The following is a 23,160-nucleotide window of genomic DNA, read 5'->3' as shown; positions in this document are numbered from 1 at the left end:
GCAGGCTCAGGCGGCGAAGAAGGTGCCGAGACGCTCGGCGAGATCCCGCGCGTCCGGGTTGTTCTTACGCTTCTCCGCCTCTTCCCTGAGGGGTTTCATCCGGTCCTTCACGCGGGCCGATTTCAGGCCCTCGGCCGCTTCGAGCGCGGCTCGCCCAACCCGGGCACCGTGGTCGATGTCGCCTTCGAGCAGGTGGTTCGTGGCCAACGCGCTCAGGTTGAAGGTCTTGCTGCGCTGCATGTCCTCGCCGTAGGCGTCGACGGCCCTGGTCAGCGCCGGTATCGCATACGTCGTGTGCTTGAGGTCCACGTTGCGCGCGAGCACCGTGTGGACGGTGCCGATCATCGCGTACACGTCGGTCTCGTTGAAGAACTTGACCCAGTCCTCGGCCTCGGCGAGGTTCGCCCGCGCGAACTCGTCCTTGGCCAGCCCCAGCAGCTTGAGCGCCTGGTCCTCGTTCTCCATCATCGCGTAGGCCCACGCCTGGTTGGCGGCGAGCACGGAGATGGCCAGCTCCGAACCGGACTCCTGCGCCGCGATCTGGCCCAGCTGGAACAGTTTCAGCGCGTCGTTGGGGGCGTCCTGGTGCAGGTAGACGCGGCCCATCCGGTACAGGATGTTCGCCACCAGCGGGTTGTTGTCGCCCTGCTTGGCCAGCTCCAGCGCGTTCGCGAAGTGGCCGCGCGCGGAGTCCATCAGGCCGGTGTCGAACGACGTCCAGCCCGCCAGGCTGTGCAGGTCCGCCAGCGCCACGAAGAGCCTGGACTTGACCGGGGTGGTCGCGGAGGAGTCCAGCATCTGCTGCCCCCACGACAGCTGCGCCACCACCGCGTCGCGGCAGAAACCGCCGCCGTACTGGTAATCGAGTGCCCGCAGCGCTCTCGTCGCTGCCTCCACCTGGCGCACGTCGGTCATCCCGATGTGCCCCGGTGCCGGCGTCCTCGCGGGAGAAGCCCCCCATGCCTGCGGGGACGATCCGAAGACCGCCGCCCCCATCGTGACCTGGGCGGCATGCGCGAGGAAGTTCCGCCGTTTCACGGACTCGTCCTCCTCAGCCTGCTGCTCGTCGGCCGCGCCGACGACCTGAATCTCGGTGGCCTCGTCGTAGGCGAGGCCCATGTATCCACGGGGGACGCCCAAGCCGTCCGCGATCCTGGCGAGCACGTCATAGGCCATGACCTGCCGTCCCTTGAGGATCTCCGAGACCTCGGACTGTGACTGGCCGGTGAGTGCGGCGATCTGGCGCTGGGAGATGCCCTCCTTGCGGAGGTTGCGGTAGACCGCACTGATCTCTCGTGCGGCCAGCGCTTCCCGCATCTCGCGCTTCTCCCAGACATCAGAGCTGATCGGGTGGCCCTGCCGGGCCTCCGCAGCGCTACTGGCGTCCATTGCGCCCCCTCACCGTTCACCTCGGGCGTCGATTCGCAGCGTAGGCATTCTCATTCAACCCTGCGAAACGCTGTTTGCCGAGTCTGATCAGCCCGGCCGAACTCTCCTGACCGTTCACCGTGTACCCCGAGCCGGTCGCCGCTGTGCTGCCGGTTCGGCTTCTCTTCGGGTCCGGTTCATCGCAATCTAGTTCTCAGTTCTCCGTGAGCGAGCGGGCACACCCCGCGATCACACAGAGCGACGGAAGACACGACAGACCCGAGATCGACAGAGCGGAGTTGACGTGGTGGAGTTCATGGACTCGATCCCGGCAGCACGTGCGGCCGCCCAGGCTCACCACCACGGGCCGGTGCGGACGGTGCCCCGCTCCGCGGTGCCGGCCGTGACGGACCCCCGTGCGGCGCAGGTGCGCCGGTACGAGAGCGGTCAGCTGGTGTGGCGCGTGCAGTGCGGCGACATGATCAACCGGGAGCGTTGTGTGACCGTGCTCGTCCAGGACGACCAGGTGGTGCTGGTGGGGCCACCGGGAGAGACAGCGCGACTGACGGCGGGCCAGCTCGGCCAGCTGCGGGCGGCGCTCAACGAAGCTGCGAAGCTGACGGAAAGGTAGTTCTGAAGTGGACCAGATTCTTGGGCAGGTGCTCCGCAACGCGGTGTGGGAGCGCCTCGACATGCTCGCCGACCTCGCCACCCGCGCGGACACGGACTCACTCGTCTCGGTGGCCCGTTCGGAGCTGCCCCGCCTGACCGAAGGCTGGCGCGCCATGCTGTCGGCGCACGAGCCCGACGAGCGCGGCGACTGCCCCACCTGCTCGACCCGCTGGCACCGCTGCAAGGCGCCGTGCTCGGTGTGGCAGGTGGCGCACGAGCACCTGGTCGCCGGCGGCCTCGCCCCGCAGCAGGACCTGCGCCGCTCCTCGCGCCGGACCCGCGCGACGGTGCCGAACCAGAGCCGCGCCCCCAAGCCCACCCAGGTCGAGACGACGGGCCGTCACGCGCTTATACCGCAGGTCGCAGCGCACTGACCGTTCGTCGATTAATCGTAAAAACTAGCTCAAGACCCCTGGCGGACAGTCCCCTCCGCCGCTATGTTGATCATCATGGTCGCCCGGTGCGAATTTGCAGATCGCACTTGCGGTGACCCCCTAGAACTCCGCGGGCCGGTGCCGTTGCACTCCCCTCCCCCGACCGGCACCGGCCCGCGGTTCCACTTGCTCAGTCGCAAAACCCGTCACTTCACGCTCTTGACCCTCGCCACCGCGGCGCCCGCGGCCAGCGTTGCCACTCCGGCTGCTGCGAAGAGCGCCGGGTAGCCGCCCAGGTTCGACAGGATCACCGTGGCCAGCAGGGGGGCGATGACCTGCGGCAGCAGGTTCGCGATGTTGATGACCCCCAGGTCCTTGGCGCGGTCCTGCGCGGCCGGGAGCACCTGGGTGAGGATCGCCAGCGCCACCGCCCAGTACGCGCCGAAGCCCACGCCCAGCAGTGGGGACGCGGCGAGTGCGGCCGGCCAGGTCTGCCAGATAGTCAGCGTGAACGCCGCGGCGGCCATCACCAGCACCGAAAGCCACACGTACGGCTTACGCCGGCCGCTGCGGTCCGACAGCCAGCCCACCGTCAGGCCGCCCACCACCAGAGCTGCGCCGTACAGGCCCATCATGATCAGCAGGCCGGTGTCCGGATCCGGGTAGTGCACGGCGTCCTTGAGGAAGAACAGCAGGAAGAACGTGCCGAGCGCGTTGCCGAGGTTGATCAGGAAGTGACAACTCCAGGCCCACGCGAAATCCGGATGCGCACGCGGCGAGACCCACAGCTCGGCCAGCACCTCGCGCCAGCCGTGTGCTGGTCGCCAGCCACGGGGCAGCGCGAGGTCCGGCGTCCGCAGCACGAACACCGCCGCGCCCAGCACCACCAGACCCGCACACGCGACGTACCCGCCCGGCAGGCTCGTGACCAGCACCGTCACCAGCACCGCACCGAGGACCGTGCCCAGCATCTGGCTGATCCCGACCAGGCCGCCGATCTGCGCGCGTTGCTCCACCGGCACCCGGTCCGGCACCGCCGACGTCAGCGTCGCCAGCATCCCGTTCAGCCCCGCCTGCACGACGCACCAGCCGACCGTCATCACGAACACGTTGGCCGCGAGCGCCAGCACCACCAGACCCGCGGCGCCGACCAGCGCACCGAGCAGCGTCCACGGGTGACGGCGGCCGAACCGTGAACGGGTGCGGTCCGACGCCAGCCCGACCAGGGGGTTCGCGAACAGCGAGACCACCGCGCCGACCCCCGTGACGATGCCGAACACCAGCTCCTTGTCCGCCGCGTCCAGCAGCTCGGCCTGCTCCGGCAGCAGGACCTGGATCGGCGCGTAGATCCCCAGCCAGAGGCCGATGTTCGCGAGGAACAGCAGGCTCGTCCAGCCCGGGCGCACCCGCGTGACCGGTTCGGCGAGCGCCGCGGGCAGGTCCGTGTCGGTCATCGGCTCACCAGTTCCCGGTACCAGGCGAAGGAGTCCTTCGGTGTGCGGCGCTGCGTGCGGTAGTCCACGTGCACCAGGCCGAAACGGGGAGCGTAACCCTTCGACCACTCGAAGTTGTCGAGCAACGACCACACGAAGAACCCGCGCACGTCGACCCCCGCGTCCATCGCCGACCGCAGCGCCGCGAGGTGCCGTGCCAGGAAGTCGATCCGCTGCCGGTCGCAGATCCCGTCGAAGCTGCAGCCGTTCTCGGTGATGTACACCGGCGGCAGGTCGTAGCGCTCGGCGAAGCTGACGAGCAACTCCCGCAGCCCGTCGGGCACGATCGGCGAGTCGTTCGTCGTGCGCGGAAAACCCTCGATCGGGCGTAGTTCGAACGGCAGCGGGTTGCCCTCGCTCGGGGCCGCGGCCCCCTGCGGCTCGTAGTAGTTGACCCCGTAGAAGTCGAGCGGCTGCGCGATCACCGGCAGGTCGTCGACGGCGTCCGCGGGCAGGAACGGCAGCATCTCGTCCGGATACCGCCCGAGCAGCACGGGATCGGCGAACAGGCCGTTGAGCAGCGCGTCCAGCCAGCAGGCGGCCGCCCGATCGGCTTCGCCGTCGCTCGCGGGCCACACGGGCGAGTGGTGGTTGGCCGTGCCGATGTTCGTCGCCCCCACCTCGCGCAGTGCCCGCGCGGCGAGACCGTGGGCCAGGTTCTGGTGGTGGGCGGTCGGCAACGCGTCGAGCAGCAGTGTGCGACCGGGCGCGTATTCACCGATCGCATAGCCGTAGACGGTCGTGACCATCGGCTCGTTGAGCGGAATCCACATCTTCACCCGATCGGCGAAGGCTTCGCCCACGACCGCGGCGTACTCGGCGAACCGCAGCGCGGTGTCCCGGTTCAGCCAGCCGCCCGCTTCCTCCAGTTCGAGCGGCAGGTCCCAGTGGTAGAGCGTGCCGACCGGCGCGATGCCGACCGCGCACACCCCGTCGAGCAGCCGGTCGTAGAAGTCCAGACCACGGGGGTTGATTTTCCCCGAACCACCGGGCTGGATCCGCGGCCAGGCGAAGGACATCCGGTAGGCGCCGACGCCCAGGTCAGCCATCAACGCGATGTCGTCGAGGTAGCGGTGGTAGTGGTCGGTCGCGGCGCCGGCGGGCACCTCGCCGAAATCGTCCCAAATGGACGGTCCACGCCCGTCCTCGCGCGGAGCCCCCTCGATCTGGAACGCTGAGGTGGACACGCCCCAGAGGAACTCCGCCGGAAAGATCAGGTCTTCCACTGCCGCGCGACCCCTTCGCCGAGCAAACGTGAAAACTTCTCATACGATAGCCCGTTCCCTCGACCGGGGGGAAGCGTTTCAGCACGCTAAAGTCGCAGTTCAGAGCACCAGGAGGAGCGAACCGTGGCGGACACCCAGGCGACCCCACTGCGCAGGCAGCCCGTGCAGCAGCGCAGCGCGAAACGGGTCGAGCAGATGCTGGACGCCAGCGCCCAGCTGATCGACGAGGTCGGCTACGACGCCCTCACCACCACGCTGATCGCGAAACGGGCCGGGGTCGCGGTCGGTTCGCTCTACCAGTTCTTCCCGGACAAACGCGCCGTGGTGCAGGCGCTGACCCAGCGCAACCTCGACCGGTTCATGGTCGCGGTCAGCGAACGCCTCGCCCGCGAGGACCCGTCGCACTGGTGGGACGTGGTCGACTCGATCCTGGACATCTACCTCGACATGCACCGCGCCGTGCCGGGCTTCGCCAAGGTGCACTTCGGCGACGTGGTCGACCGGCAGCTGCTCGACGACAGCCGCGACAACAACAAGGTCATCGCGGACTCGCTGACCGAGCTGGTGCGCAACTACATCGAGACGCCCGGCGACCGGCTGGCCCTCGCGGTCGCGGTGGCGATCGAGATGGCGGACGCGCTGCTGAAGTTCGCCTTCGCGCGCGACCCACAGGGCGACCAGGAGATCGTCGACGAGACCAAGCACGTGATCAAGCTGTACCTCGCCGACCGGCTCGGCGAGTAGTCCACACCCCTGTGGACAACTGCTCCGGTCACTACCCGAAGTTCTGGTGTTCCCCACGGTAGGTGGGCACGGTCCGCTCCACCCGGCCGTCCACCACCACGTGGTAGTGCGTGAACCGCTCCGCGAGCTCCCCCGCCTTGGCGTGCCGGAGCCACACCCGATCGCCCAGCCGCAGGTCACGGGCCGCTTTTCCGCGTACGGGCGTCTGCACCTCGCCCGCTCCTTCGAGCGACAGGAGCTTCAGCCCGGAGGGCAGGTACGGCGACGGCTGCCGGGACGCCGAGGGCGGTCCCGACGCGATGTAACCGCCCGAGAACAGCGTGGCGATGTTGTTCGTCGGCTTGTGGACAACTGGCAGCGCGAAGAGCGCGGCGGGCCGCGGCCGGAACCGCGTGTAGCTGTCGAAAAGGGTCGAGCCGATCAGTCCGGAGCCCGCGGCCACCTCGGTCACGACGCGTTCCGCGCCGGTCGTTTCGAGGCTGCCCGATCCGCCGCCGTTCACGAACTCCAGGTCCGCCACCGCGCGCACGGCCCGCACCGTCGCCGCCCGGCGGCGCGCGAGCTCGCGTGCCGACTTCCGCTGCATCCACCGCACCGCGCTGTCGGTCCGCGAGCCGGTCGCGTCGGGGAACCCGGCGATCTGCCCCTCGTAGGCCATCAGCCCGACGAGCCGGAAACCCTTGCGAGTCACGACTTTCCGCGCGAGTTCGGCGGCTTGGCGCACGGTGAACACCGGCGACCGGCGGGTGCCGACGTGCACCAGGCCGAGCGGCCGCCACGACGCGTCCAGCTCCAGGCAGACCCGCACGTCACCGTGCGCGTGCCCGACCGCGGCGTCGACGACGTCGAGGTGCTCGACCGAGTCGACCATGATCGTGACGATCTCGCGGGCACGGTCGTCGGCGACGAGCCGGCGCAGCGCACCGTGGTCGACAGTCGGGTACGCGACCAGGATGTCGTCACTGGTGCCCTGCTCGACGTGCCACAGCGCTTCGGCGAGGGAGTAGCACATCAGCCCGGCGAACCCGGGCTTCGCGAGGGCGCGTTCCAGCAGGTAGCGGCAGCGGACGGACTTGCTCACCAGTCGGATGGGCGTGCCGTTCGCGCGGCGGACGAGATCGTCGGCATTGTCGTCGAACGCGGCGAGATCGATGACCGCGAAGGGCGGGTCGAGGTCCTTCGTGGCCTGGTCGTAGATAGCCGCGTCCGGCGAGGTCATGCAAGTTACGGTACGACAGCAGGACTTGAAAAGCGAATTTCTTTCACTTAAGTTTTCCCCACTTCGACACGAACGGGCAACCCATGAACCGGTGGACCAACTGGGCGGGAACCGCGACCGCCGCCCCGCAGCGCGTGCACACCCCGCGCAGCGTGGCCGAGATCGCCGAGGTCGTGGCGAGTGCGGCCACCGCGGGCCGCCGCGTCCGGCCGCGCGGCAGCGGTCATTCGTTCACGCCGATCGCCGTCGCCGAGTCCGACGCGATTGACCTGAACGAGTGGACCGGCGTCGAGGCCCTCGACGCGGGTGCCTTCCAGGTCACCGTCCGTTCGGGCACCACCCTGAAACGCCTCAACGCGGAGCTCGACCGGCTCGGGCTCGCGATGACCAACCTCGGTGATATCGATGCTCAGACCATCGCGGGCGCGGTGTCGACGGGAACGCACGGCACCGGCGCGCGGCTCGGGGGCCTGGCCACGCAGATCGTCGCGCTGGAACTGGTGCTCGCCGACGGTTCGCTGGTCCGGTGCTCGGCGGACGAGCGGCCCGAACTGTTCGCCGCCGCGCGTGTCGGCCTCGGTGCGCTCGGCGTGATCACCAGCGTGACGCTGCAGTGCGAACCGTCGTTCGTGCTCTCCGCGCAGGAACGGCCCGAACCGCTGGAGCAGGTGCTGGAGGGCTTCGACTCGTTCGCCGAGGAGAACGACCACTTCGAGTTCTACTGGTTCCCGTACGGGAAGAACGCGCTGGTCAAGCGCAACAACCGGACCGACGAACACCGGCCGCTGAGCCGGTTCCGGCAGTTCTACGACTACCAGGTGATGGAGAACGTCGCGTTCGGCACGCTGTGCCGGGTGGGCCGCGCGGTGCCGAAGCTGACGCAGCCGCTCGGGCGGTTCGCCTCGGCGGCCCTCTCGACGCGGGAGTACGCCGACCACTCGCACCGGGTGTTCGTGACGCACCGCGGCGTGCGGTTCGTCGAGTCCGAGTTCGCCGTGCCGCGGGAGTCGCTGCACCACGTGCTCACCGAGCTGCGTGCGCTCGTGCCCCGGTTGCGGGACCCGGTGGCGTTCCCGGTGGAAGTGCGGGTCGCGGCGGCGGACGACATCTGGCTGTCCACCGCATACGGCCGCGACTCGGCGTACGTCGCGATCCACCAGTTCGTCGGCATGCCGTACCGCGAGTACTTCGCGGGTTTCGCGGCGATCGTCGCCGAGGTCGGCGGCCGCCCGCACTGGGGCAAGATGCACGACCTCGACGCCCCGGCGCTGCGGAAGCTGTACCCGCACTTCGACGACTTCGTCCGCGTGCGGGACGAGGTGGATTCCGCGCGGGTGTTCAGCAACCCGTACCTGGACCGCGTCCTGGGTTAGACGCGGGCGATGGCCTCCGCGATCGGCGTGTGACCGCCGACCAGTTCGAGCGTGCGGCGGAAGGTGCGGCCCTCTTCGAGGAGCGCGATGATCACCGCGGCCACGTCGTCGCGGGAGATCTCGCCGTAGTCGACCTCGTCGGCCAGGTGGATCTCGCCCGTCGGCGGATCGTCGGTGAGGCGGCCGGGACGGATGATGGTCCAGTCCAGATCTCGCCCGCGCAGGTCGTCCTCCGCGGCTTCCTTCGCCTTCAGGTACGCGGCGAACACCTCGTCCGTCCCCGGGCGCGGCGGGCGGCCCACGCCCATCGAACCGATCTGCACGTGCCTGCGGACGCCCGCGAGCTCCGCGGCAGCGCCGAAGAGCGCCGCCGCACCACGATCCACAGTGTCCTTGCGCTCGACCCCGCTGCCCGGGCCCGCGCCGGCGGCGAACACCGCGGCGTCGGCGCCCTTCAGCACCTCGGCGACCTCTTCGACGGACGCGCTCTCCAGGTCGAGCACCGCGGGCTCGGCGCTGGAGTCCCGCAGGTCCGCCGCGTGCTCCGGGTTCCGGATGATGCCCACCGCCTGGTCGCCGTTCGCGGCCAGCTGCCGCTCCAGGCGCAACGCGATCTTTCCGTGCCCTCCGGCGATGACTACTCGCATGCTTGGACTTTAGGCGGGGCTCAGGCCACCGGCAGGTCGTAGGACGCGAGCAGCTGCTCGTAGACCATCTCGTTCATCCAGCGCGACACCGCGTCCTGCGGCAGCAGGGTGCGCTCGCGGCGGTCGGACACGTCCAGCGCGACCGAGGCGTCGCTGTCGGCGGACACGACGGACAGGCCGTAGGACCGGGCGCGCGGCAGGCAGTTGTCGACGTAGTCCTTGCTCAGCACCGCCGGCGTCGGCAGCACCATGGCGGCCTCGCCGTAGCGGGCGAACGGGACGGTGGCGGCCATGCCGGTGCGCCAGTGGCGGGCGACGGACAGCACGCCCACGATCTCCGCCGCCGGCGCCGGGGCGGTCGGCGCGAACTCGGGCCACATCCACGTGGAGACCGTCGTGCGGTCGGCGACCGGGCCGATGCCGCACGCGATCCGCTCGGCGTGCACGTCGGTGCGCAGCCGCGCCACCACGCACACGCGGCGGCCGAGCATCGTCACCTCGGGCAGCACTACGCCCTTCCAGCCCAGCTGCGCGGCCGCGGCGGCGGCCAGGTAGGACGTGCTCGCCGGGAGCTCGACTGGCGGCACCACCCGGGTGGGAAATGACCGGGTTCCGCCGGCCACCACCGCGTCGCCGGTGTGCCCTGGTGTAACCGCCACGAGTCCGCCTCCTTCTTGCCCTGCCTGCGTCTTGCGTGCCGTTCCCCCTCGTGAAAACGGGCACATGAATTGAGTACCAGTGCGCGCGCCGCGGGTCTTCGGGTTGGGAGACCGGCTGCGATCGGCGGCGCCCGACGGTCGGTGACCGGTCGATGAGCGGTAATCGGACTTCAGTCCGACCCTGCGACCGAACGGGTGACGGCCAGTCGAACGGTGCTACTGAGCGGATTTCCGTACCGCCGAACGGAGCAACCGGATTCCGGAACCGCAGGTAGACGCCGGGGCGTGAGCTTCACCGCAGCACAGCGGCTTAGCCGGGAGCTAGGGTTGCTCCCCGTTACCACTGCTTGGAGGATCGATGCGCTCGCCGAAGGACTTCTTCGCGCCGCTCGCGGTCGGGGCCCCGGACCCGGTCCGGGAGATTCCCGCACTGCCGTCGCGGATGATCCACTTCTTCGACCCGAGCAACGAGAAGATGGCCGCGAAGGTCCCCGACCTCGCGAAGAAGGTCGACGTCCTGCTCGGCAACCTCGAAGACGCGGTGCGCGCCGACCGCAAGGAGGCCGCGCGCCAGGGGCTCGTGGACATCGCGAAAGCCAACGACTTCGGCTCGACGCAGCTGTGGACGCGCGTCAACAGCCTCGACTCGCCGTGGGTGCTCGACGACCTGCTCACGCTGGTCACGGAGATCGGTGACAAGCTCGACGTGATCATGGTGCCGAAGGTCGAGGGCGCGCAGGACATCCACTACGTCGACCGGTTGCTCGCGCAGCTGGAAGCCCGCGCCGGACTGCGGAAACCGTTGCTGGTGCACGCGATCCTGGAGACGGCGAGCGGTGTGGCGAACGTCGAGGAGATCGCCGGGGCGAGTCCGCGCATGCAGGGCATCTCGCTCGGCCCCGCGGACCTCGCGGCAAGCCGCCGCATGAAGACCACCCGCGTCGGCGGCGGGCATCCGGGCTACCTCGTGCGCACCGACCCGGTGGGCGAGGACCTGCACGAGGGCCGCACCACCTCGCAGCAGGACCTGTGGCACTACACGATCGCGCGCATGGTGGACGCGTGCGTGCTGCACGGGATCCTGCCGTACTACGGGCCGTTCGGGGACATCCGCGACGTGGTGGCGTGCGAGGACCAGTTCCGCAACGCGTTCCTGCTCGGCTGCGTCGGGACCTGGTCGCTGCACCCGGTGCAGATCGACATCGCGAAGCGCGTGTTCTCGCCCGCGCCGGAGGACGTCGCGTGGGCGCGCCGGGTGATCGCCGCGATGGGGGACGGCACCGGTGCGGTCATGATCGACGGGAAGATGCAGGACGACGCGTCGTTCAAGCAGTGCCGGGTGGTGGCGGAGCTGGCGGACAAGCTGGCCGAACGTGACCCGGACCTGAGGGCGGCTTACGACGAAGCGACGAAGGAGGCGCTGGCGTGACCGAGCTGAAGCCACGGCGGTCCGTGTTGTACATGCCCGGCGCGAACGAACGTGCGCTGGAGAAGGCGAAGACGCTGCCCGCGGACGCACTGATCCTGGACCTGGAGGACGCCGTCGCGCCGGACGCGAAGGAAGCCGCCCGGGACCGGGTGTGCGCGGCGGCCTCCTCGGGCGACTACGGCTCGCGCGAGGTGGCGATCCGGGTGAACGGCCTGGACACCGAGTGGCACGACGCGGACCTGCGCGCAGCGGCCCAGGCCGCCCCGGCGGCGGTGGTCGTCCCCAAGGTGAACTCGGCCCGCGACGTACACAACATCGAGCGCGCACTGGAGCTGGGCGGAGCACCGGAGTCGACGAAGATCTGGGCGATGGTCGAGACGCCGGTGGCGATGCTGCACGCGGAAGAAATCGCGGCGGCGAGCGACCGCCTGACGGTGCTCGTGATGGGCACGAACGACCTGGCGAAGGAGCTGCACGCGGAGTTCGTGCCAGGCCGGGCCCCACTGCTCGGCGGCCTGTCGCTTTGTCTGCTCGCCGCCCGCGCCACGGGAAAAGTCATCCTCGACGGCGTCTACAACGACGTGAAGGACGTGGAAGGCTTCGAGGCGGAATGCCGTCAGGGCAGGCAGTTCGGCTTCGACGGCAAAACGCTGATCCACCCGAGCCAAATCGACCCGTGCAACCGCATCTTCGCCCCCTCGGCGGAGGAGATCGAGCACGCCCGCAAGGTGATCACGGCTTTCGAGCAAGCAGGCCAGGGCGTGGTGACGGTGGACGGCAGGATGATCGAAAACCTGCACGTGGAAGAAGCCCGCAGGGTGCTGGCACTGGCAGAGACGCTGGGCGGTTAGCCCTCCGGCTCGTGCAGCCAGTCCAAAGCCTTCCGAGCCGCGTTCGACACCGCCCGGTCCGGATGGGCCAAAACCATCGACTCCAAAACCTCCCGAGTATGCGGATGCCCGCAAATGGTCGCATCCGCCAGGAACAACAACTGCGCCTGACGTGGCTGCGCGGCGAACTCCTCCATTGCCTTCTTCCGCCCCGCTGACCGGATTCCGGCAGCGAGCACGTCAACCATCCCGTACGTCCGCTCCCGCCCCCGAACCTCGCTGGGATCGATCAGCCCCGCGTCCAACAGCCAGCTCAACGCGGCGGGACCAGCGGCCGAGTGATCACGCAGCTCGGAAATTGCCGAGACGCCCTGCTCCCCGTACTCGGCGAGCAGCTGGAACGCCAGCATGCGGTGCTCGAAGTCGTCCGTGCGCCTGGCCACCTCCGACAGCTCCGCGATCGCCCGCTCGGGGTGCCGCGCCCGTAGCCACAGCCGCGCGCCCTCCTCGAACGCCTCCTGCGGCAGTGGGCCGACGCGCGCCAGGAACACCTCCGCGGTCTCGCCCGCGAGGTCGCCGAGGGTCAGCGTCGGGATTCCGGCCTGGACCCTCGCGTCGTACATCACGCGCGTGCCGAGCGGGCGCATGCGCACGACCTGCCGTTCCTCCTCGGGCACGTCGTCCACCGAGTCCACGCCCGCGAAGTCGAGCAGGTCCTCGTAGTGCTCCTCGGTGGCCGGGAACAGCTCCACCAGCCCGAAGTCCGCGAGCCTGCCGAGCACCCGCAGCACCGGCGTCGCGTCGGCGCAGCGCCAGTTCAGGTCGCCGAGGTCGTCCAGGATCTCGATGAGCATCGGGATGGTGGCGCAGTCGTTGTCCGCCTGGATCGACTCCAGCAGCTCGTACGCCAGCTGCCGTTCGGCCGAGCGGCGCAGCGGCTCCCGGCAGTCCGCGACCACGTGCGGGACCGCCACCCGCCACAGGGCCAGCGGGTCCTCCAGCAGCGGCGCGGCCCGCTTGACCCGGACCAGCCTGCCCTTCAGCACGCGCACCACGCCCGCCGTCTTCGCGAGCGACACCAGCTCCGTCGGGTCCGGCTCGTCGAGCCGGTCGGCCAGGTCGCGCGCGTCGGACTCCGCGAGCCTGCCCTTGGCCGCCAGCTCCCGCCCGTCGCCCACCCAGTCGACGAACCGCCGCAGCCGCCGCACCACCCTGGTCTCCGCCGCGTCGCCGGTCAGCTCCTGGTCCGAGGCCAGCGCGAACACCGGCGTCGGCTCCAGCGGCTCCACCTCGGTGTCGCCCTCGTAGTGCCGGTAGGCGATGTCCTGCAACAGCTCCTGGTCGACCTCGACCTCGCCCTCCTGCACGCGGTCGAGGAACTCCTGCGCCTCGAACTCGTCGAGCGGGTCGACGCCGTGCTCGGCCATCGCGACCGCCCAGAACTTGGCGAGCCCGAAGTTCGACGGCTCCCGCATCGCCTCGTCGAAGCGGTCCGCGACGCCGCGCACGAACGTCCGCAGCACGCCGGGCGGCTCGCTGCGGTCGTCGAACAGGTCGGCGTCGTCGAAGAAGTCCAGCAGCGCCTCGACGGTGGACAGCACCGCCGACGAGTGGGGGTCCAGCAGCACGACCTTGCGCGGGAACCACGTCAGCAGCGCACCTCGCAGCACCTCGCGTGTCCACCGGCCCAGCAGCCCGTCCCGCTCGAACCGGTAGTCGAGCAGCGCGCCGGCGACCACGGGGTCGACCACGCGTTGCCGCATCTCCGACCACGCGTCGAGCTCGACGAGCAGGCGCCGGCGAGCGTCGATGAAGTCCTCTTCGTCCGCTCCGGTGTAGACCATGCGCATGGGTCGATGGTCTCAATTTCCGCGGCCGATTACACCTCAGGCGTCCGCTGCGGATTCCGAATTCCTTCGAATGCTGCAGCGAGGCGCAGCACGCCGGGGTCGTCGAAGCGCCGGCCCGCGACCTGCAGCCCGATCGGCAGGCCCTCGGAGGTGTAACCGCAGTTCAGGGACAACGCGGGCTGACCGGACATGTTGTACGGCACGGTGAACGCGATGTGCTCGAACGGCCGGTTCGGGTCGTTCGTCGGAGACGCCCAGTCCGCGGGCGGCGGCGAAACCGGACAAGTCGGGGACAACACGAAGTCGAACGGCTCGATGGCCCGCAGCGCGGCGACGCTCATCGCATCGATCTGCGAGAAGCCGCGGTAGGTCGCGGCACCGGAGACGTCCGCGCCGCCGCGGGCCCACTCGGCGATGTACGGCAGCACCTTCGCCTGCCGTTCCTCCGGCAACGCGCTGATGTCGCACCAGGCCCGCACGCGCCAGAAGGTGTCGAGCCCGTCGAGCATTTCGCGGGTCAGGAACGGTTCGACCGGTTCGACGACCGCTCCCGCGGACTCCAGCAGCCGTGCCGCCGCCACGACCGCGTCGCGGATCTCCGGCTCCACGGCGAGGCCCACCCCCGCTTCCAGTTGCAGCCCGATCCGCAGTCCGCGCACGGTGGAGTCCAGGTCCAGCCACGGCAGCTCCTGCGGCGGCAGGCACAGGTGGTCCCGCGAGTCAGGCTGGGACAGCACGCTCATCAGCAACGCGGCGTCCGCGACCGTGCGGGTGAGCGGCCCCGCGACCCGGCCGAGGAACGGCGGGTCCACCGGCACGCGGCCGAAGCTCGGCTTGAACCCGACGAGCCCGCACCAGCCCGCGGGCAGCCGGATCGAACCGCCGATGTCCGTGCCGACGTGCAGCGGGCCGTACCCCGCCGCGGCGGCCGCCGCCGCTCCCGCGCTCGACCCGCCGGGCGTGCGCGCGAGGTCCCAGGGGTTGCGGGTGGCGGGGTGGAAGCTCGACAGGCCGGAGGTGAGCATCCCGTAGTCGGGCATCGTGGTCTTCGCCAGCAGCACGCCACCGGCCTCGCGGACCCGTGCGGCGGCCGGCGCGTCCGCGGCGGCGGGCACGAGCTCGGTGGCCGCGGTGCCGAGCGGCACCGGGGTGCCGCGAGTCGCGATGTTCTCCTTGAGCGTCAAGGGAATTCCGTCGAGCCCGCCAGCCCGTCCGGACCGCCACCGCTGCTCGGACGCCTTCGCCGCCGCTCGCGCCTGTTCCGGGTCGTAGGCGTAGAGGGCGTGCAGCCGGGGTTCGAGCCGGTCGATCCGGTCCAGCACGGCGGCGGTCACCTCGACCGGCGACCGCGTTCCGTTCCGGTAGCCCGCCAGCAGTTCGGTGGCGCTCTCGAACACGAAACCCTCCTACTCCGGTGGGGCGTAGCGGCCGTCGACCGCGGTCCAGCCGCCGTCGACGGTGAGCACGGAACCGGTGACGAAACTGGCCGCGTCCGACGCCAGGAACACCACGGCACCGGCGATCTCCTCCGGCCGCGCCCAGCGGCCGAGCGCGCTCTTGCCCGCGTACGCGTCGTACCACTCCGGGCTCGCCTTGATCGGCGCCGTCAACGGGGTTTCGACGACTCCGGGCGCGATCGCGTTGACGCGCACGCCCGCGGGACCGAACTCCGCGGCGGCCGTCCGCAGCAGCTGGACGAGCCCGGCCTTCGTCGCCGCGTACGGCCCCTGCCCGGGTTCGACGGTGGTGCCGCGGATCGAGGAGAACCCGATGATGCTGCCCCGCCGCCGCTCGACCATGCCCGCGCCGAACGCCCGCACCACCTCGAACGCGGCGCCGAGGTTCAGCTCCACGACCCGGTCAAACTCGGCGCGCGAGTAGTCCAGCAAGCGCTTTCGCACGTTCACCGCGGCGGTGAGCACGACGACATCGACCTCGCCCAGCTCCCGCGCCGCCCGTTCGACGGCACCGGGCTCCAGCAGGTCGAGCTCGTACGCCTGCCCGCCGGTCTCCTTTGCCGCGGCCAGATCCCGGTCCGCGCTGACGACCTCCGCGCCGTGCGCCAGCAACGCCCGGGCGGCCTCGCGCCCGATCCCGCTGCCCGCGCCGAGCACCACCGCGCGCCTGCCGTCGAGGCGGAACAACTGCTCGTAGTTCACGCTCCTCCTCTCAGCCGGGCGAGCTCGGCCCGCAGGTTCGGCGCCGCCGCGATCAGCTCCCGCGTGTACGGGTGCCGCGGCGCGTCGTAGACCTCGGCGACCTCGCCCCGCTCCACGATCTCACCGCGTCGCATCACCGCGACCGTGTCGCAGACCCGTCGTACCACGCCGAGGTCGTGGGAGACGAACACGAGCGTGAGATCGAAGCGGTCGACGAGGTCGGCGAGCAGGTCGAGGATCTGCTTGCGGACGGACACGTCGAGCGCGCTGACCGGCTCGTCGGCGACGAGCACGCTCGGCCGCGGCGCGAGCGCGCGGGCGATGGAGATCCGCTGCCGCTGCCCGCCGGAGAACTGGTGTGGATAGCGGTCGCCGCTGTCGGCGGGCAGCCCGACCGCGGCCAGCAGTTCGGCGGCCCGCTCGCGGTCGGTGCGGCCCAGGGGCTCGCAGATGATGTCGCGCACGCGCATCCGCGGGTCGAGCGAGCCCATCGGGTCCTGGAACACGACCTGCAACGCCGAGCGCAGGAAACCCAGCTTTCGTTCGGGCAGCCCGTCGATCCGCTGGCCCTGGAAGGAGATTTCGCCGGACGTGGGCCGGTCGAGCCCGGCGAGCAGCCGTACCAGCGTCGACTTGCCGGAACCGGACTCGCCGACGATGCCGAACCGCTGCCCCGCCTCGACGTCGAGCGAGATCCCGCGCAACGCGTGCACCCGGTCGTACCGCCGGTGCACGTCCCGCAGCTCGATCACGCCGCCTCCAGGTCACTCGCCGCCAGCAGCTTCCGCGTGTACTCGTGCCGGGGCGCCGTGAGCACCTCGCGCGTGCTGCCCTGCTCGACGATCTCGCCGTCGAGCATGACCAGCAGCCGGTCGCAGACGCGGGCGACGACGGCGAGATCGTGCGTGATGAACAGCAGCGCGCTCGACCGCTCCGCGACGCCGCCGAGGATCAGGTCCAGCACCTGGGCCTGCACGGTGACGTCGAGCGCGGTGGTGGGTTCGTCGCAGATCAGCAGCGCGGGGTCGTTCGCCAGCGCGATCGCCAGGACCACGCGCTGCCGCTGGCCGCCCGAGAGCTGGTGCGGATAGGCCCGGAAGACATCGGGCAGGCCGACCGACTCCAGCAACCGCTGTGCCTTCTCGTTCGCCTTCCGCCGGGAGCGGGTGCCGTGCAGTCTTGTCGACTCCGCGACTTGTCGTCCCACGCGCATCAGCGGGTTCAACGCCGACATCGGCTCCTGGAACACCATGGCCAGGGCGTTTCCCCGCAGCCGGGACAGCTCGCGCTCGCTTGCGGACAGCAATTGTTTCCCGTGGAACAGGACCGAACCGGTCGCCCGCAGCTCCTCGGGCAGCAGGCCCAGCACCGTCAACGCAGTGAGTGACTTGCCCGAGCCCGACTCGCCGATCAGCCCCACACGCTCGCCGTCGCCGATCTCGAACGACACGTTCCGCACCAGCGCTCGGTCGCCGGCGAACACGGAAAGTCCTGCGACGGTGATCATCGGCGCTCCAGTCGTGGGTCGAACCGGTCCCGCAGCCCGTCGCCGAGGAGGTTGAACCCCAGCACGGCGACCGCGATCGCGACACCCGGCACCAGTGCCAGCCGCGGCTGCACGGTCAGCAGCTCCTGCGACTCCTGGAGCATCCGCCCCCACGACGGCGTCGGCGGGCGCGTGCCGAACCCGAGGAACGACAGCGCGGCCTCGGCCAGCACCGCGATCGCGAACGACACCGAGGACTGCACGATCACCAGCCCCGCGATGTTCGGCAGCACGTGCCGCCGCGCGATGAACGGCCGCGACCGGCCGCCGGACCGGGCCGCGAGCACGTATTCCGTGCTCATCACCTGCAGCGTTCCGGAGCGCGCGATCCGCGCGAACGACGGGATCGTCGCGATGCCGATCGCGAGCATCGCGGTCAGCGTGCTCGCCCCGAACACCGCGCCGAACATGATCGCCAGCAGCAGCGCGGGAAACGCGAGCACCAGGTCGTTCACGCGCATCACCAGTTCGCCGAGCCACCGCTTCGACATCCCGGCGAGGATGCCCAGCGGCGTGCCGACGACCGCCGCGACGCCGACCGCGATCACCCCGACGTACAACGTCGTCCGCGCCCCGACCAGGATCTGCGAGAACACGTCGCGGCCGAACTTGTCGGTACCGAGCCAGAACTGCGCGCTGGGCCCGCTCAACCGTACGGCGGCGTCGACCTTCAACGGGTCGTGTGGCGTCCACACGAACGACACCAGCGCCGCGAGGACGACCAGCCCCACGAGCACCGAGCCGGCCCACAGGTTCCGGTTCACCGCCCCACCCGCAATCTGGGGTCGATCAGCACGTACAGCACGTCCACCAGGTAGTTCACCAGCAGCACCGCCACCACCAGAACCAGCACGATCCCCTGCGCGGTCAGCAGGTCCCGCGACGACACCGCGTCCAGCAACATGCTCCCGAGCCCCGGCAGCACGAACACCCGCTCCACCACGACGGCGCCGATCAGCAGGGTCGTCAGCTGCAGACCCAGTACCGTCACCACCGGTACCGCGGCGTTGCGCAACCCGTGCCGCAGCAAGGCGGGATACGGCCGCAGCCCCTTCGCCCGCGCCGTGCGCAGGTAGTCCTGGCCGAGCGTGTCCAGCACGGCCGAGCGGACGTAACGCGTGAGCACCGCGCCCTGCACGACGCCGAGCGACAGCGCCGGAAGCACGAGCCCACGCAGGAACTCGCCGAAGTCCTGGTCCGGCGGGGTCCAGCCGCCCGATGGCAACCACCGCAGCCGCACCGCAAACACCTGCACCAGCAGGATTCCGGCGAGGAACGCGGGCACGGCCACGCCCAGCTGCGACAACCCGGAAATCGCGGCGCCCGACGCGCGGCGGTGCCACGTCGCGGCCAGCGTGCCGAACGGGATCGCCAGCACCAGCGCCACCACCATCCCGGCGCCGACGAGCCACAGCGTCACGCCGAGCCGGTCGACCAGCTGGGGGCCGATGGCCTCGCCCGTCACGTACGACCGGCCGAAGTCGCCGTGCAGCACGCCGCCCAGCCAGCTGAAGTACTGCGTGACCAGCGGCCGGTCGAGGCCGAACGCGTGCCGCGTCTGCGCGAGCAGCTCCGGCGTGGCGTTGACGCCCAGCGCGACCTGCGCGGGATCGCCCGGCAGCACGGCGAGGAACGCGAACACCACGATCGACGCCACGAACACGCTCACGACCAGGATCGCCGTGCGGCGCACGAGCGCGGTCATGCGCGCCCCAATCCGGTCAGGTCGAACGACTCGCTGACCTGGTTGCGTGCCAGACCCGTCACCTTCTTCTTGGCCACCACCACGTTCGGCGCCAGGAACAGCCAGTCCGCCGCCGCGTCGCCGGTGATCGTGCGGGCGACGGTCTTCATGTCGTCGACCTGCTGCTGCGGCGTGCCGGCGTCGGCCTCTGCCAGCAGGCGCTGGACTTCGGGGTTGTCGTAGCCCCAGTAGTACTTCGGGCTGCCGAACGTCGTGATGTCACGGGCCTCCACGTGCTGCACGATCGACATGTCGTAGTCGTGGTCGGTGAACACCTGCTTGAGCCACACCGCGGGGAAGTCCAGCGGCTCGATGCTCACCTCGACCCCGATGTCCGCGAGGTCCGACGCGACCACCTGTGCGGCCGAGACCGCGTACGGCAGGTTCGGAATCCGCAGCCGCAGCGACAGGTTCGGCCGGCCGGCCTGCGCGAGCAGCGCCTTCGCCTCGTCGGGACGGAACGGGTAGTAGTTCGACAGGTCCTCGTACCAGGGGTCGGTCGGCGGCACCATGCTGCCGATCGGCGTCCCGCGCCCGGCCCACACCGTGTCGAGCAAGGCCTTCCGGTCGATCGCGAGCGTGAGCGCGCGGCGCACGCGGACGTCGTTCAGCGGGGCGCGGGCGCCGTTGAACGACAGCACCACCTCGCTGTTCGTGGTGCCCTGCAGGACGGTGAACCGGGTGTCGGACTCGAACTGCGGGATGGAGTCCGGCGCGGTGATCGTGGAGATGACGTCGATCCCGTTGCTCAGCAACGCGTTGTTGAGCGCGGTCGGATCCTTGATGTACTTGAGCACCACGGTCTTGTAGGCCGGCTTCGCACCCCAGTAGTCCGGGTTCTCGCGCAGCACGATGGAGTCCCCACGCCGCCGCTCGGCGACGACGTACGGGCCGGTGCCGACCGGCTTGTTCGCCAGGTCCGCGATGCCCGTGGGGCTGAACATGGCGCCGACGCGACCGGTCAGGTCGAACAGCCAGTTGTTGCTCGGCTGCTTCAGCACGACGCGGGCGTGCAGCGGGTCCACGACGTCCACGTGGTCGACGACGTCCATTTTGGACTTGATCGAGATCGTCCAGTCGGTCTTCACGCGGTCGAGGGAGAACTTGACGTCCGACGCGGTGAACGACGCGCCGTCGCTGAACCGCACGCCGGGCCGCAGCTGGAAGTCGTACGTCCGGCGGTCCGGGCTGACCGTCCACGAGCTCGCCAGCAGCGGGACGATGCTCCCGTTCCCGTCGAGCTTCACCAGGCCCTCGTAGACGTTGTAGAGCAACGCCTGCGGGATCGCCGTCCCGTCGGTGCGGGTGAAGTCGAAGTTCTGCGGCTCGGCGGAGAACCCGACGGACAACGTGTCCGGCCCGCCGCTCACCGACGCGGTCGAGCCCGCCGAGCAGCCGGAAATCCCCAGCAGCAGGGCCAGCGCCAGCAACCGGGCTTTCATCCGAGCGCGCGCGAGAGGTCGCGCCACAGGTCCTCGGGATCCTCCAGCCCGACGCTGAACCGGATCAGCCCCTGCGGCACGTGCGCCTCCAGCGCGTACATCCCCCGCCGCTCGACCAGGCTCTCCACCCCGCCGAGGCTCGTGGCGTGCACGATCAGTTCCAGCGCCGCGCAGAACCGGTCCGCCGCGGCCGCGTCGGCCAGCTCGAAGGCGATCATCATGCCCTGCCCGGGATACCGGACGCGGGTGACGGCTTCGTGCCGCGACAGCCGCTCGGCGAGCAGCGCGGCGGTCTTCGACTGCTCGGCGAGCCGGACCGGCATCGTGCGCAGCCCGCGCAGCGCGAGCCACGCTTCGAGGGCGCCGGGCGTCGCGCCGGTGCGGGTCCGGTTGTCGCGCAGCTCCTGCGCCAGCGTCTCGTCCCGCGCGACCGTGAGGCCGAGCAGGAGGTCGCTGTGCCCGCCGATGAGCTTCGTCGCGCTGTGCACCACGACGTCGGCGCCCTGCTCCAGTGGCCGCTGCGCGAGCGGGGTGGCGAACGTGTTGTCGACGACGACCTTCGCGTGGCGGCCGGTGAGCTGGGCGAAGTCGATCAGGTGCAGCATCGGGTTGGTCGGCGACTCGACCCACAGCACGTCCACCTCGTCGGCTGCCGCCTCCCACGCCGCGACGTCCTCGGGGTCCAGCTGCCGCACGGTGAACCGGCCCTGCTTGACGGCGTGCTCCAGCAACCCGCGCGTGCCGGAGTAGCTGAACGTCGGCACCGCGACCCGCGCGCCGATCGGGAACAGGTCGAACGCCGCGGCGATGGCCCCGATCCCGGACGCGAACGCGGTGGCCCGGCCGCCTTCGAGCGCGCCGACGGCCTCCTCCAGCGCTTCCCAGGTGGGCGTGCCGCTCTCCCGCGCGTAGGTGAAGCCGCCACCCGCGACGTACGTGCTCGTCGGAACGATCGGCGTGTTCAGCGGCTCGCCCGGCTCGGTGGGCCGACCGGCGGCGATCGCGCGCGTGCGCAGTGACCAGTCCATACCCGCGAGCCTAGGATGCGGGGCCGCCACCGGGTCGATACGGTGCACCGAGCCGAGAACGAGGGAGTCGACATGGCACTGGAAAAGCCCGAAGTGGACCGCCCGGACGGCCCGCCGCCCGCAGACCTGGAGGTCACGGACCTCACCGTCGGCGGGGGCGACGAGGCCACCGCGGGCAAGGTCGTGTCCGTGCACTACGTCGGTGTTTCGCACTCCACCGGCGAGGAGTTCGACTCGTCGTGGGGCCGCGGCGAGCCGCTGCGCTTCCCGCTGGGGCAGGGCCACGTCATCCCCGGCTGGGACCAGGGCGTGCAGGGCATGAAGGTCGGCGGCAGGCGCCAGCTCGTCATCCCGCCGCAGCTGGCGTACGGCGAGCGCGGCGCCGGCGGCGTGATCAAGCCCAACGAGACGCTGGTCTTCGTCGTCGACCTGGTCGAGGTCGGCTAGCGGCGCAGCAGCTCCACCATCGTCATGACCTGCTCGGACGGCCGCTCGCGGTGCACGGTCAGGATCTCGCGCACGGGCCGTCGCCCGGTGAGGTCCCGCACCACGATCCCGTCCCGCGCGGCGGCGCCGAGCAGGCTCTGCGGCACGAACGACACCCCGAGCCCGGCGCGGACCAGCGCGAGGATCGCCGCGTAGTCCCGCGTCTCGTACGCCACGCGCGGGTGCACGCCCGTCTCGTCGGCCAGGCTCTCGAAGCAGATCCGGCTCGGCGCGGCCTGGTCTCCGGACACCCAGTCGTCGTCCGCGAAGTCCTCGAACTCCAGCCGCGGCGCGGCCGCGAGCCGGTGGTCGGCCGGCAGCACGAGGCGCAGCCGGTCGGCCAGCAGCGGCCGCCGGGCCAGCCCGCGCGCGGGTGGCAGGGTCACCCCGGGATAGCGGTGGGTGATCAGCAGGTCCAGTTCTCCCGAGACGACGAGGCCGTAGCCGCCCGGCGGTTCGAGGTCGATCAGCCGCAGGCGGGTGTCCGGGTGCGCCTCGCGGAAGGCACGCATCGCGGGCGGCAGCAGGACCTGGCCCGCCGTCGCGAAGGTTCCGATGCCGAGGTCCGCCACCGGCTGCCGCCGCAGGGTCGCCACGGCCCGTTCGGCCGCGCGCAGTTCGCCTGCGACGACCTCGCCGTGCGTCACGAGCAGTCGTCCCGCCTCCGTGAGCGAAGCACCGGTGGGCCGCCGTTCCAGCAGCGTGCAGCCCACTTCCCGCTCCAGCCGCGCGAGCTGCTGGGACAGCGCGGAGGGCGTGAAACCCATGCGGCGCGCGGCGGTCGCGATCGAACCGGCGTGGGCCACCTCCACCAGGATCCGCAGGCGTTCGGCGTGCAGCACGTCGTAAGTATCGCTGAAGTCTGCTTAGC

The 23,160-nt window shown here is 70.6% G+C and carries 23 protein-coding genes; 7 read left to right on the top strand and 16 right to left on the bottom strand.

Going from position 1 to position 23,160, the window contains the following annotated elements; genetic code table 11:
• Positions 1 to 6 precede the first annotated feature (6 nt).
• Positions 7 to 1,389: a helix-turn-helix transcriptional regulator gene (locus tag FHX82_RS01540; protein ID WP_145935039.1), complete on the bottom strand. Its 1,383-nt coding sequence runs from the start codon at positions 1,387 to 1,389 to the stop codon at positions 7 to 9.
• A gap of 286 nt (positions 1,390 to 1,675) precedes the next feature.
• Here FHX82_RS01540 and FHX82_RS36500 point away from each other — a divergent pair, with 286 nt between their 5' ends.
• Entirely contained in the window at positions 1,676 to 1,999 is a 324-nt protein-coding gene (locus FHX82_RS36500) for a hypothetical protein (RefSeq protein ID WP_145935059.1), read from the top strand.
• A 7-nt stretch (positions 2,000 to 2,006) separates the two neighbouring features.
• Positions 2,007 to 2,414: a hypothetical protein gene (locus tag FHX82_RS01530; protein WP_145935040.1), complete on the top strand. Its 408-nt coding sequence runs from the start codon at positions 2,007 to 2,009 to the stop codon at positions 2,412 to 2,414.
• 206 nt (positions 2,415 to 2,620) lie between these two features.
• Here FHX82_RS01530 and FHX82_RS01525 read toward each other — a convergent pair whose 3' ends face one another.
• Entirely contained in the window at positions 2,621 to 3,868 is a 1,248-nt protein-coding gene (locus FHX82_RS01525; protein WP_145935041.1) for an MFS transporter, read from the bottom strand.
• Positions 3,865 to 5,133 (bottom strand): GH1 family beta-glucosidase, encoded by a 1,269-nt coding sequence (locus FHX82_RS01520; RefSeq protein ID WP_145935042.1) that lies wholly within the window; start codon positions 5,131 to 5,133, stop codon positions 3,865 to 3,867. Before FHX82_RS01520 ends, FHX82_RS01525 begins: the two co-directional genes overlap by 4 nt.
• A gap of 123 nt (positions 5,134 to 5,256) precedes the next feature.
• Between FHX82_RS01520 and FHX82_RS01515 the strand changes: the two genes are divergently transcribed.
• Positions 5,257 to 5,877: a TetR/AcrR family transcriptional regulator gene (locus FHX82_RS01515; protein ID WP_145935043.1), complete on the top strand. Its 621-nt coding sequence runs from the start codon at positions 5,257 to 5,259 to the stop codon at positions 5,875 to 5,877.
• A 31-nt stretch (positions 5,878 to 5,908) separates the two neighbouring features.
• Here FHX82_RS01515 and FHX82_RS01510 read toward each other — a convergent pair whose 3' ends face one another.
• Positions 5,909 to 7,096, bottom strand: coding sequence for an amino acid deaminase/aldolase (locus tag FHX82_RS01510; RefSeq protein WP_145935044.1), 1,188 nt, complete (start codon positions 7,094 to 7,096; stop codon positions 5,909 to 5,911).
• A gap of 83 nt (positions 7,097 to 7,179) precedes the next feature.
• Between FHX82_RS01510 and FHX82_RS01505 the strand changes: the two genes are divergently transcribed.
• Entirely contained in the window at positions 7,180 to 8,469 is a 1,290-nt protein-coding gene (locus tag FHX82_RS01505; RefSeq protein ID WP_145935045.1) for a D-arabinono-1,4-lactone oxidase, read from the top strand.
• Here the strand turns inward: FHX82_RS01505 and FHX82_RS01500 are convergent.
• Both FHX82_RS01500 and FHX82_RS01495 read right to left on the bottom strand, forming a co-directional pair.
• Positions 8,466 to 9,116, bottom strand: a complete 651-nt coding sequence (locus FHX82_RS01500) for an NAD(P)H-binding protein (RefSeq protein ID WP_145935046.1) — start codon at positions 9,114 to 9,116, stop codon at positions 8,466 to 8,468. The two genes, FHX82_RS01505 and FHX82_RS01500, sit on opposite strands and share 4 nt — an antisense overlap.
• 20 nt (positions 9,117 to 9,136) lie before the next feature.
• A complete protein-coding gene (locus FHX82_RS01495) occupies positions 9,137 to 9,775 on the bottom strand; it encodes a hypothetical protein (protein ID WP_145935047.1) in 639 nt (212 codons plus the stop codon).
• 358 nt (positions 9,776 to 10,133) lie between these two features.
• Between FHX82_RS01495 and FHX82_RS01490 the strand changes: the two genes are divergently transcribed.
• Both FHX82_RS01490 and FHX82_RS01485 read left to right on the top strand, forming a co-directional pair.
• The gene (locus tag FHX82_RS01490; protein WP_145935048.1) at positions 10,134 to 11,204 is read left to right on the top strand and encodes an HpcH/HpaI aldolase/citrate lyase family protein; all 1,071 of its coding nucleotides are present in this window, start codon (positions 10,134 to 10,136) and stop codon (positions 11,202 to 11,204) included.
• 5 nt (positions 11,205 to 11,209) lie between these two features.
• Positions 11,210 to 12,055 (top strand): HpcH/HpaI aldolase/citrate lyase family protein, encoded by an 846-nt coding sequence (locus FHX82_RS01485; protein ID WP_260171922.1) that lies wholly within the window; start codon positions 11,210 to 11,212, stop codon positions 12,053 to 12,055.
• Here the strand turns inward: FHX82_RS01485 and FHX82_RS01480 are convergent.
• Genes FHX82_RS01480 through FHX82_RS01440 form a run of 9 tightly spaced genes read right to left on the bottom strand, consistent with a single transcriptional unit; the run spans position 12,052 to position 21,803 of the window.
• Positions 12,052 to 13,884, bottom strand: coding sequence for a hypothetical protein (locus FHX82_RS01480; protein ID WP_183176423.1), 1,833 nt, complete (start codon positions 13,882 to 13,884; stop codon positions 12,052 to 12,054). The two genes, FHX82_RS01485 and FHX82_RS01480, sit on opposite strands and share 4 nt — an antisense overlap.
• A 29-nt stretch (positions 13,885 to 13,913) precedes the next feature.
• The gene (locus FHX82_RS01475; RefSeq protein WP_145939080.1) at positions 13,914 to 15,281 is read right to left on the bottom strand and encodes an amidase; all 1,368 of its coding nucleotides are present in this window, start codon (positions 15,279 to 15,281) and stop codon (positions 13,914 to 13,916) included.
• A 9-nt stretch (positions 15,282 to 15,290) separates the two neighbouring features.
• On the bottom strand, positions 15,291 to 16,043 hold the full coding sequence (locus FHX82_RS01470) for an SDR family NAD(P)-dependent oxidoreductase (protein ID WP_145939081.1): 753 nt from the start codon (positions 16,041 to 16,043) through the stop codon (positions 15,291 to 15,293).
• On the bottom strand, positions 16,040 to 16,795 hold the full coding sequence (locus FHX82_RS01465) for an ABC transporter ATP-binding protein (RefSeq protein WP_145939082.1): 756 nt from the start codon (positions 16,793 to 16,795) through the stop codon (positions 16,040 to 16,042). The genes FHX82_RS01470 and FHX82_RS01465 overlap by 4 nt, the downstream gene beginning before the upstream one ends.
• Positions 16,792 to 17,550: an ABC transporter ATP-binding protein gene (locus FHX82_RS01460; RefSeq protein WP_145939083.1), complete on the bottom strand. Its 759-nt coding sequence runs from the start codon at positions 17,548 to 17,550 to the stop codon at positions 16,792 to 16,794. Before FHX82_RS01460 ends, FHX82_RS01465 begins: the two co-directional genes overlap by 4 nt.
• Complete coding sequence (locus tag FHX82_RS01455; protein WP_145939084.1) at positions 17,547 to 18,353, bottom strand: ABC transporter permease; 807 nt, start codon at positions 18,351 to 18,353, stop codon at positions 17,547 to 17,549. Before FHX82_RS01455 ends, FHX82_RS01460 begins: the two co-directional genes overlap by 4 nt.
• Positions 18,350 to 19,294: an ABC transporter permease gene (locus FHX82_RS01450; RefSeq protein ID WP_145939085.1), complete on the bottom strand. Its 945-nt coding sequence runs from the start codon at positions 19,292 to 19,294 to the stop codon at positions 18,350 to 18,352. The genes FHX82_RS01455 and FHX82_RS01450 overlap by 4 nt, the downstream gene beginning before the upstream one ends.
• On the bottom strand, positions 19,291 to 20,775 hold the full coding sequence (locus tag FHX82_RS01445; RefSeq protein ID WP_183176422.1) for an ABC transporter substrate-binding protein: 1,485 nt from the start codon (positions 20,773 to 20,775) through the stop codon (positions 19,291 to 19,293). The genes FHX82_RS01450 and FHX82_RS01445 overlap by 4 nt, the downstream gene beginning before the upstream one ends.
• Positions 20,772 to 21,803 carry a trans-sulfuration enzyme family protein gene (locus FHX82_RS01440; RefSeq protein ID WP_145939086.1) on the bottom strand — a complete coding sequence of 344 codons (1,032 nt, stop codon included), beginning with the start codon at positions 21,801 to 21,803 and terminating at the stop codon, positions 20,772 to 20,774. Before FHX82_RS01440 ends, FHX82_RS01445 begins: the two co-directional genes overlap by 4 nt.
• 72 nt (positions 21,804 to 21,875) lie before the next feature.
• Between FHX82_RS01440 and FHX82_RS01435 the strand changes: the two genes are divergently transcribed.
• The gene (locus tag FHX82_RS01435; RefSeq protein WP_145939087.1) at positions 21,876 to 22,250 is read left to right on the top strand and encodes an FKBP-type peptidyl-prolyl cis-trans isomerase; all 375 of its coding nucleotides are present in this window, start codon (positions 21,876 to 21,878) and stop codon (positions 22,248 to 22,250) included.
• On the opposite strand, the gene FHX82_RS01430 is transcribed toward FHX82_RS01435, so the two are convergent.
• Positions 22,247 to 23,131 carry a LysR family transcriptional regulator gene (locus FHX82_RS01430; RefSeq protein ID WP_145939088.1) on the bottom strand — a complete coding sequence of 295 codons (885 nt, stop codon included), beginning with the start codon at positions 23,129 to 23,131 and terminating at the stop codon, positions 22,247 to 22,249. The genes FHX82_RS01435 and FHX82_RS01430 overlap by 4 nt on opposite strands.
• Positions 23,132 to 23,160: the final 29 nt, after the last annotated feature.

Origin of the sequence: Amycolatopsis bartoniae (assembly GCF_014191255.1) — a bacterium.
Lineage (GTDB): Bacteria > Actinomycetota > Actinomycetes > Mycobacteriales > Pseudonocardiaceae > Amycolatopsis_E > Amycolatopsis_E bartoniae.
Note: the sequence above shows the minus strand (reverse complement) of the source record. Positions and strands in the feature narration are given on the sequence as shown.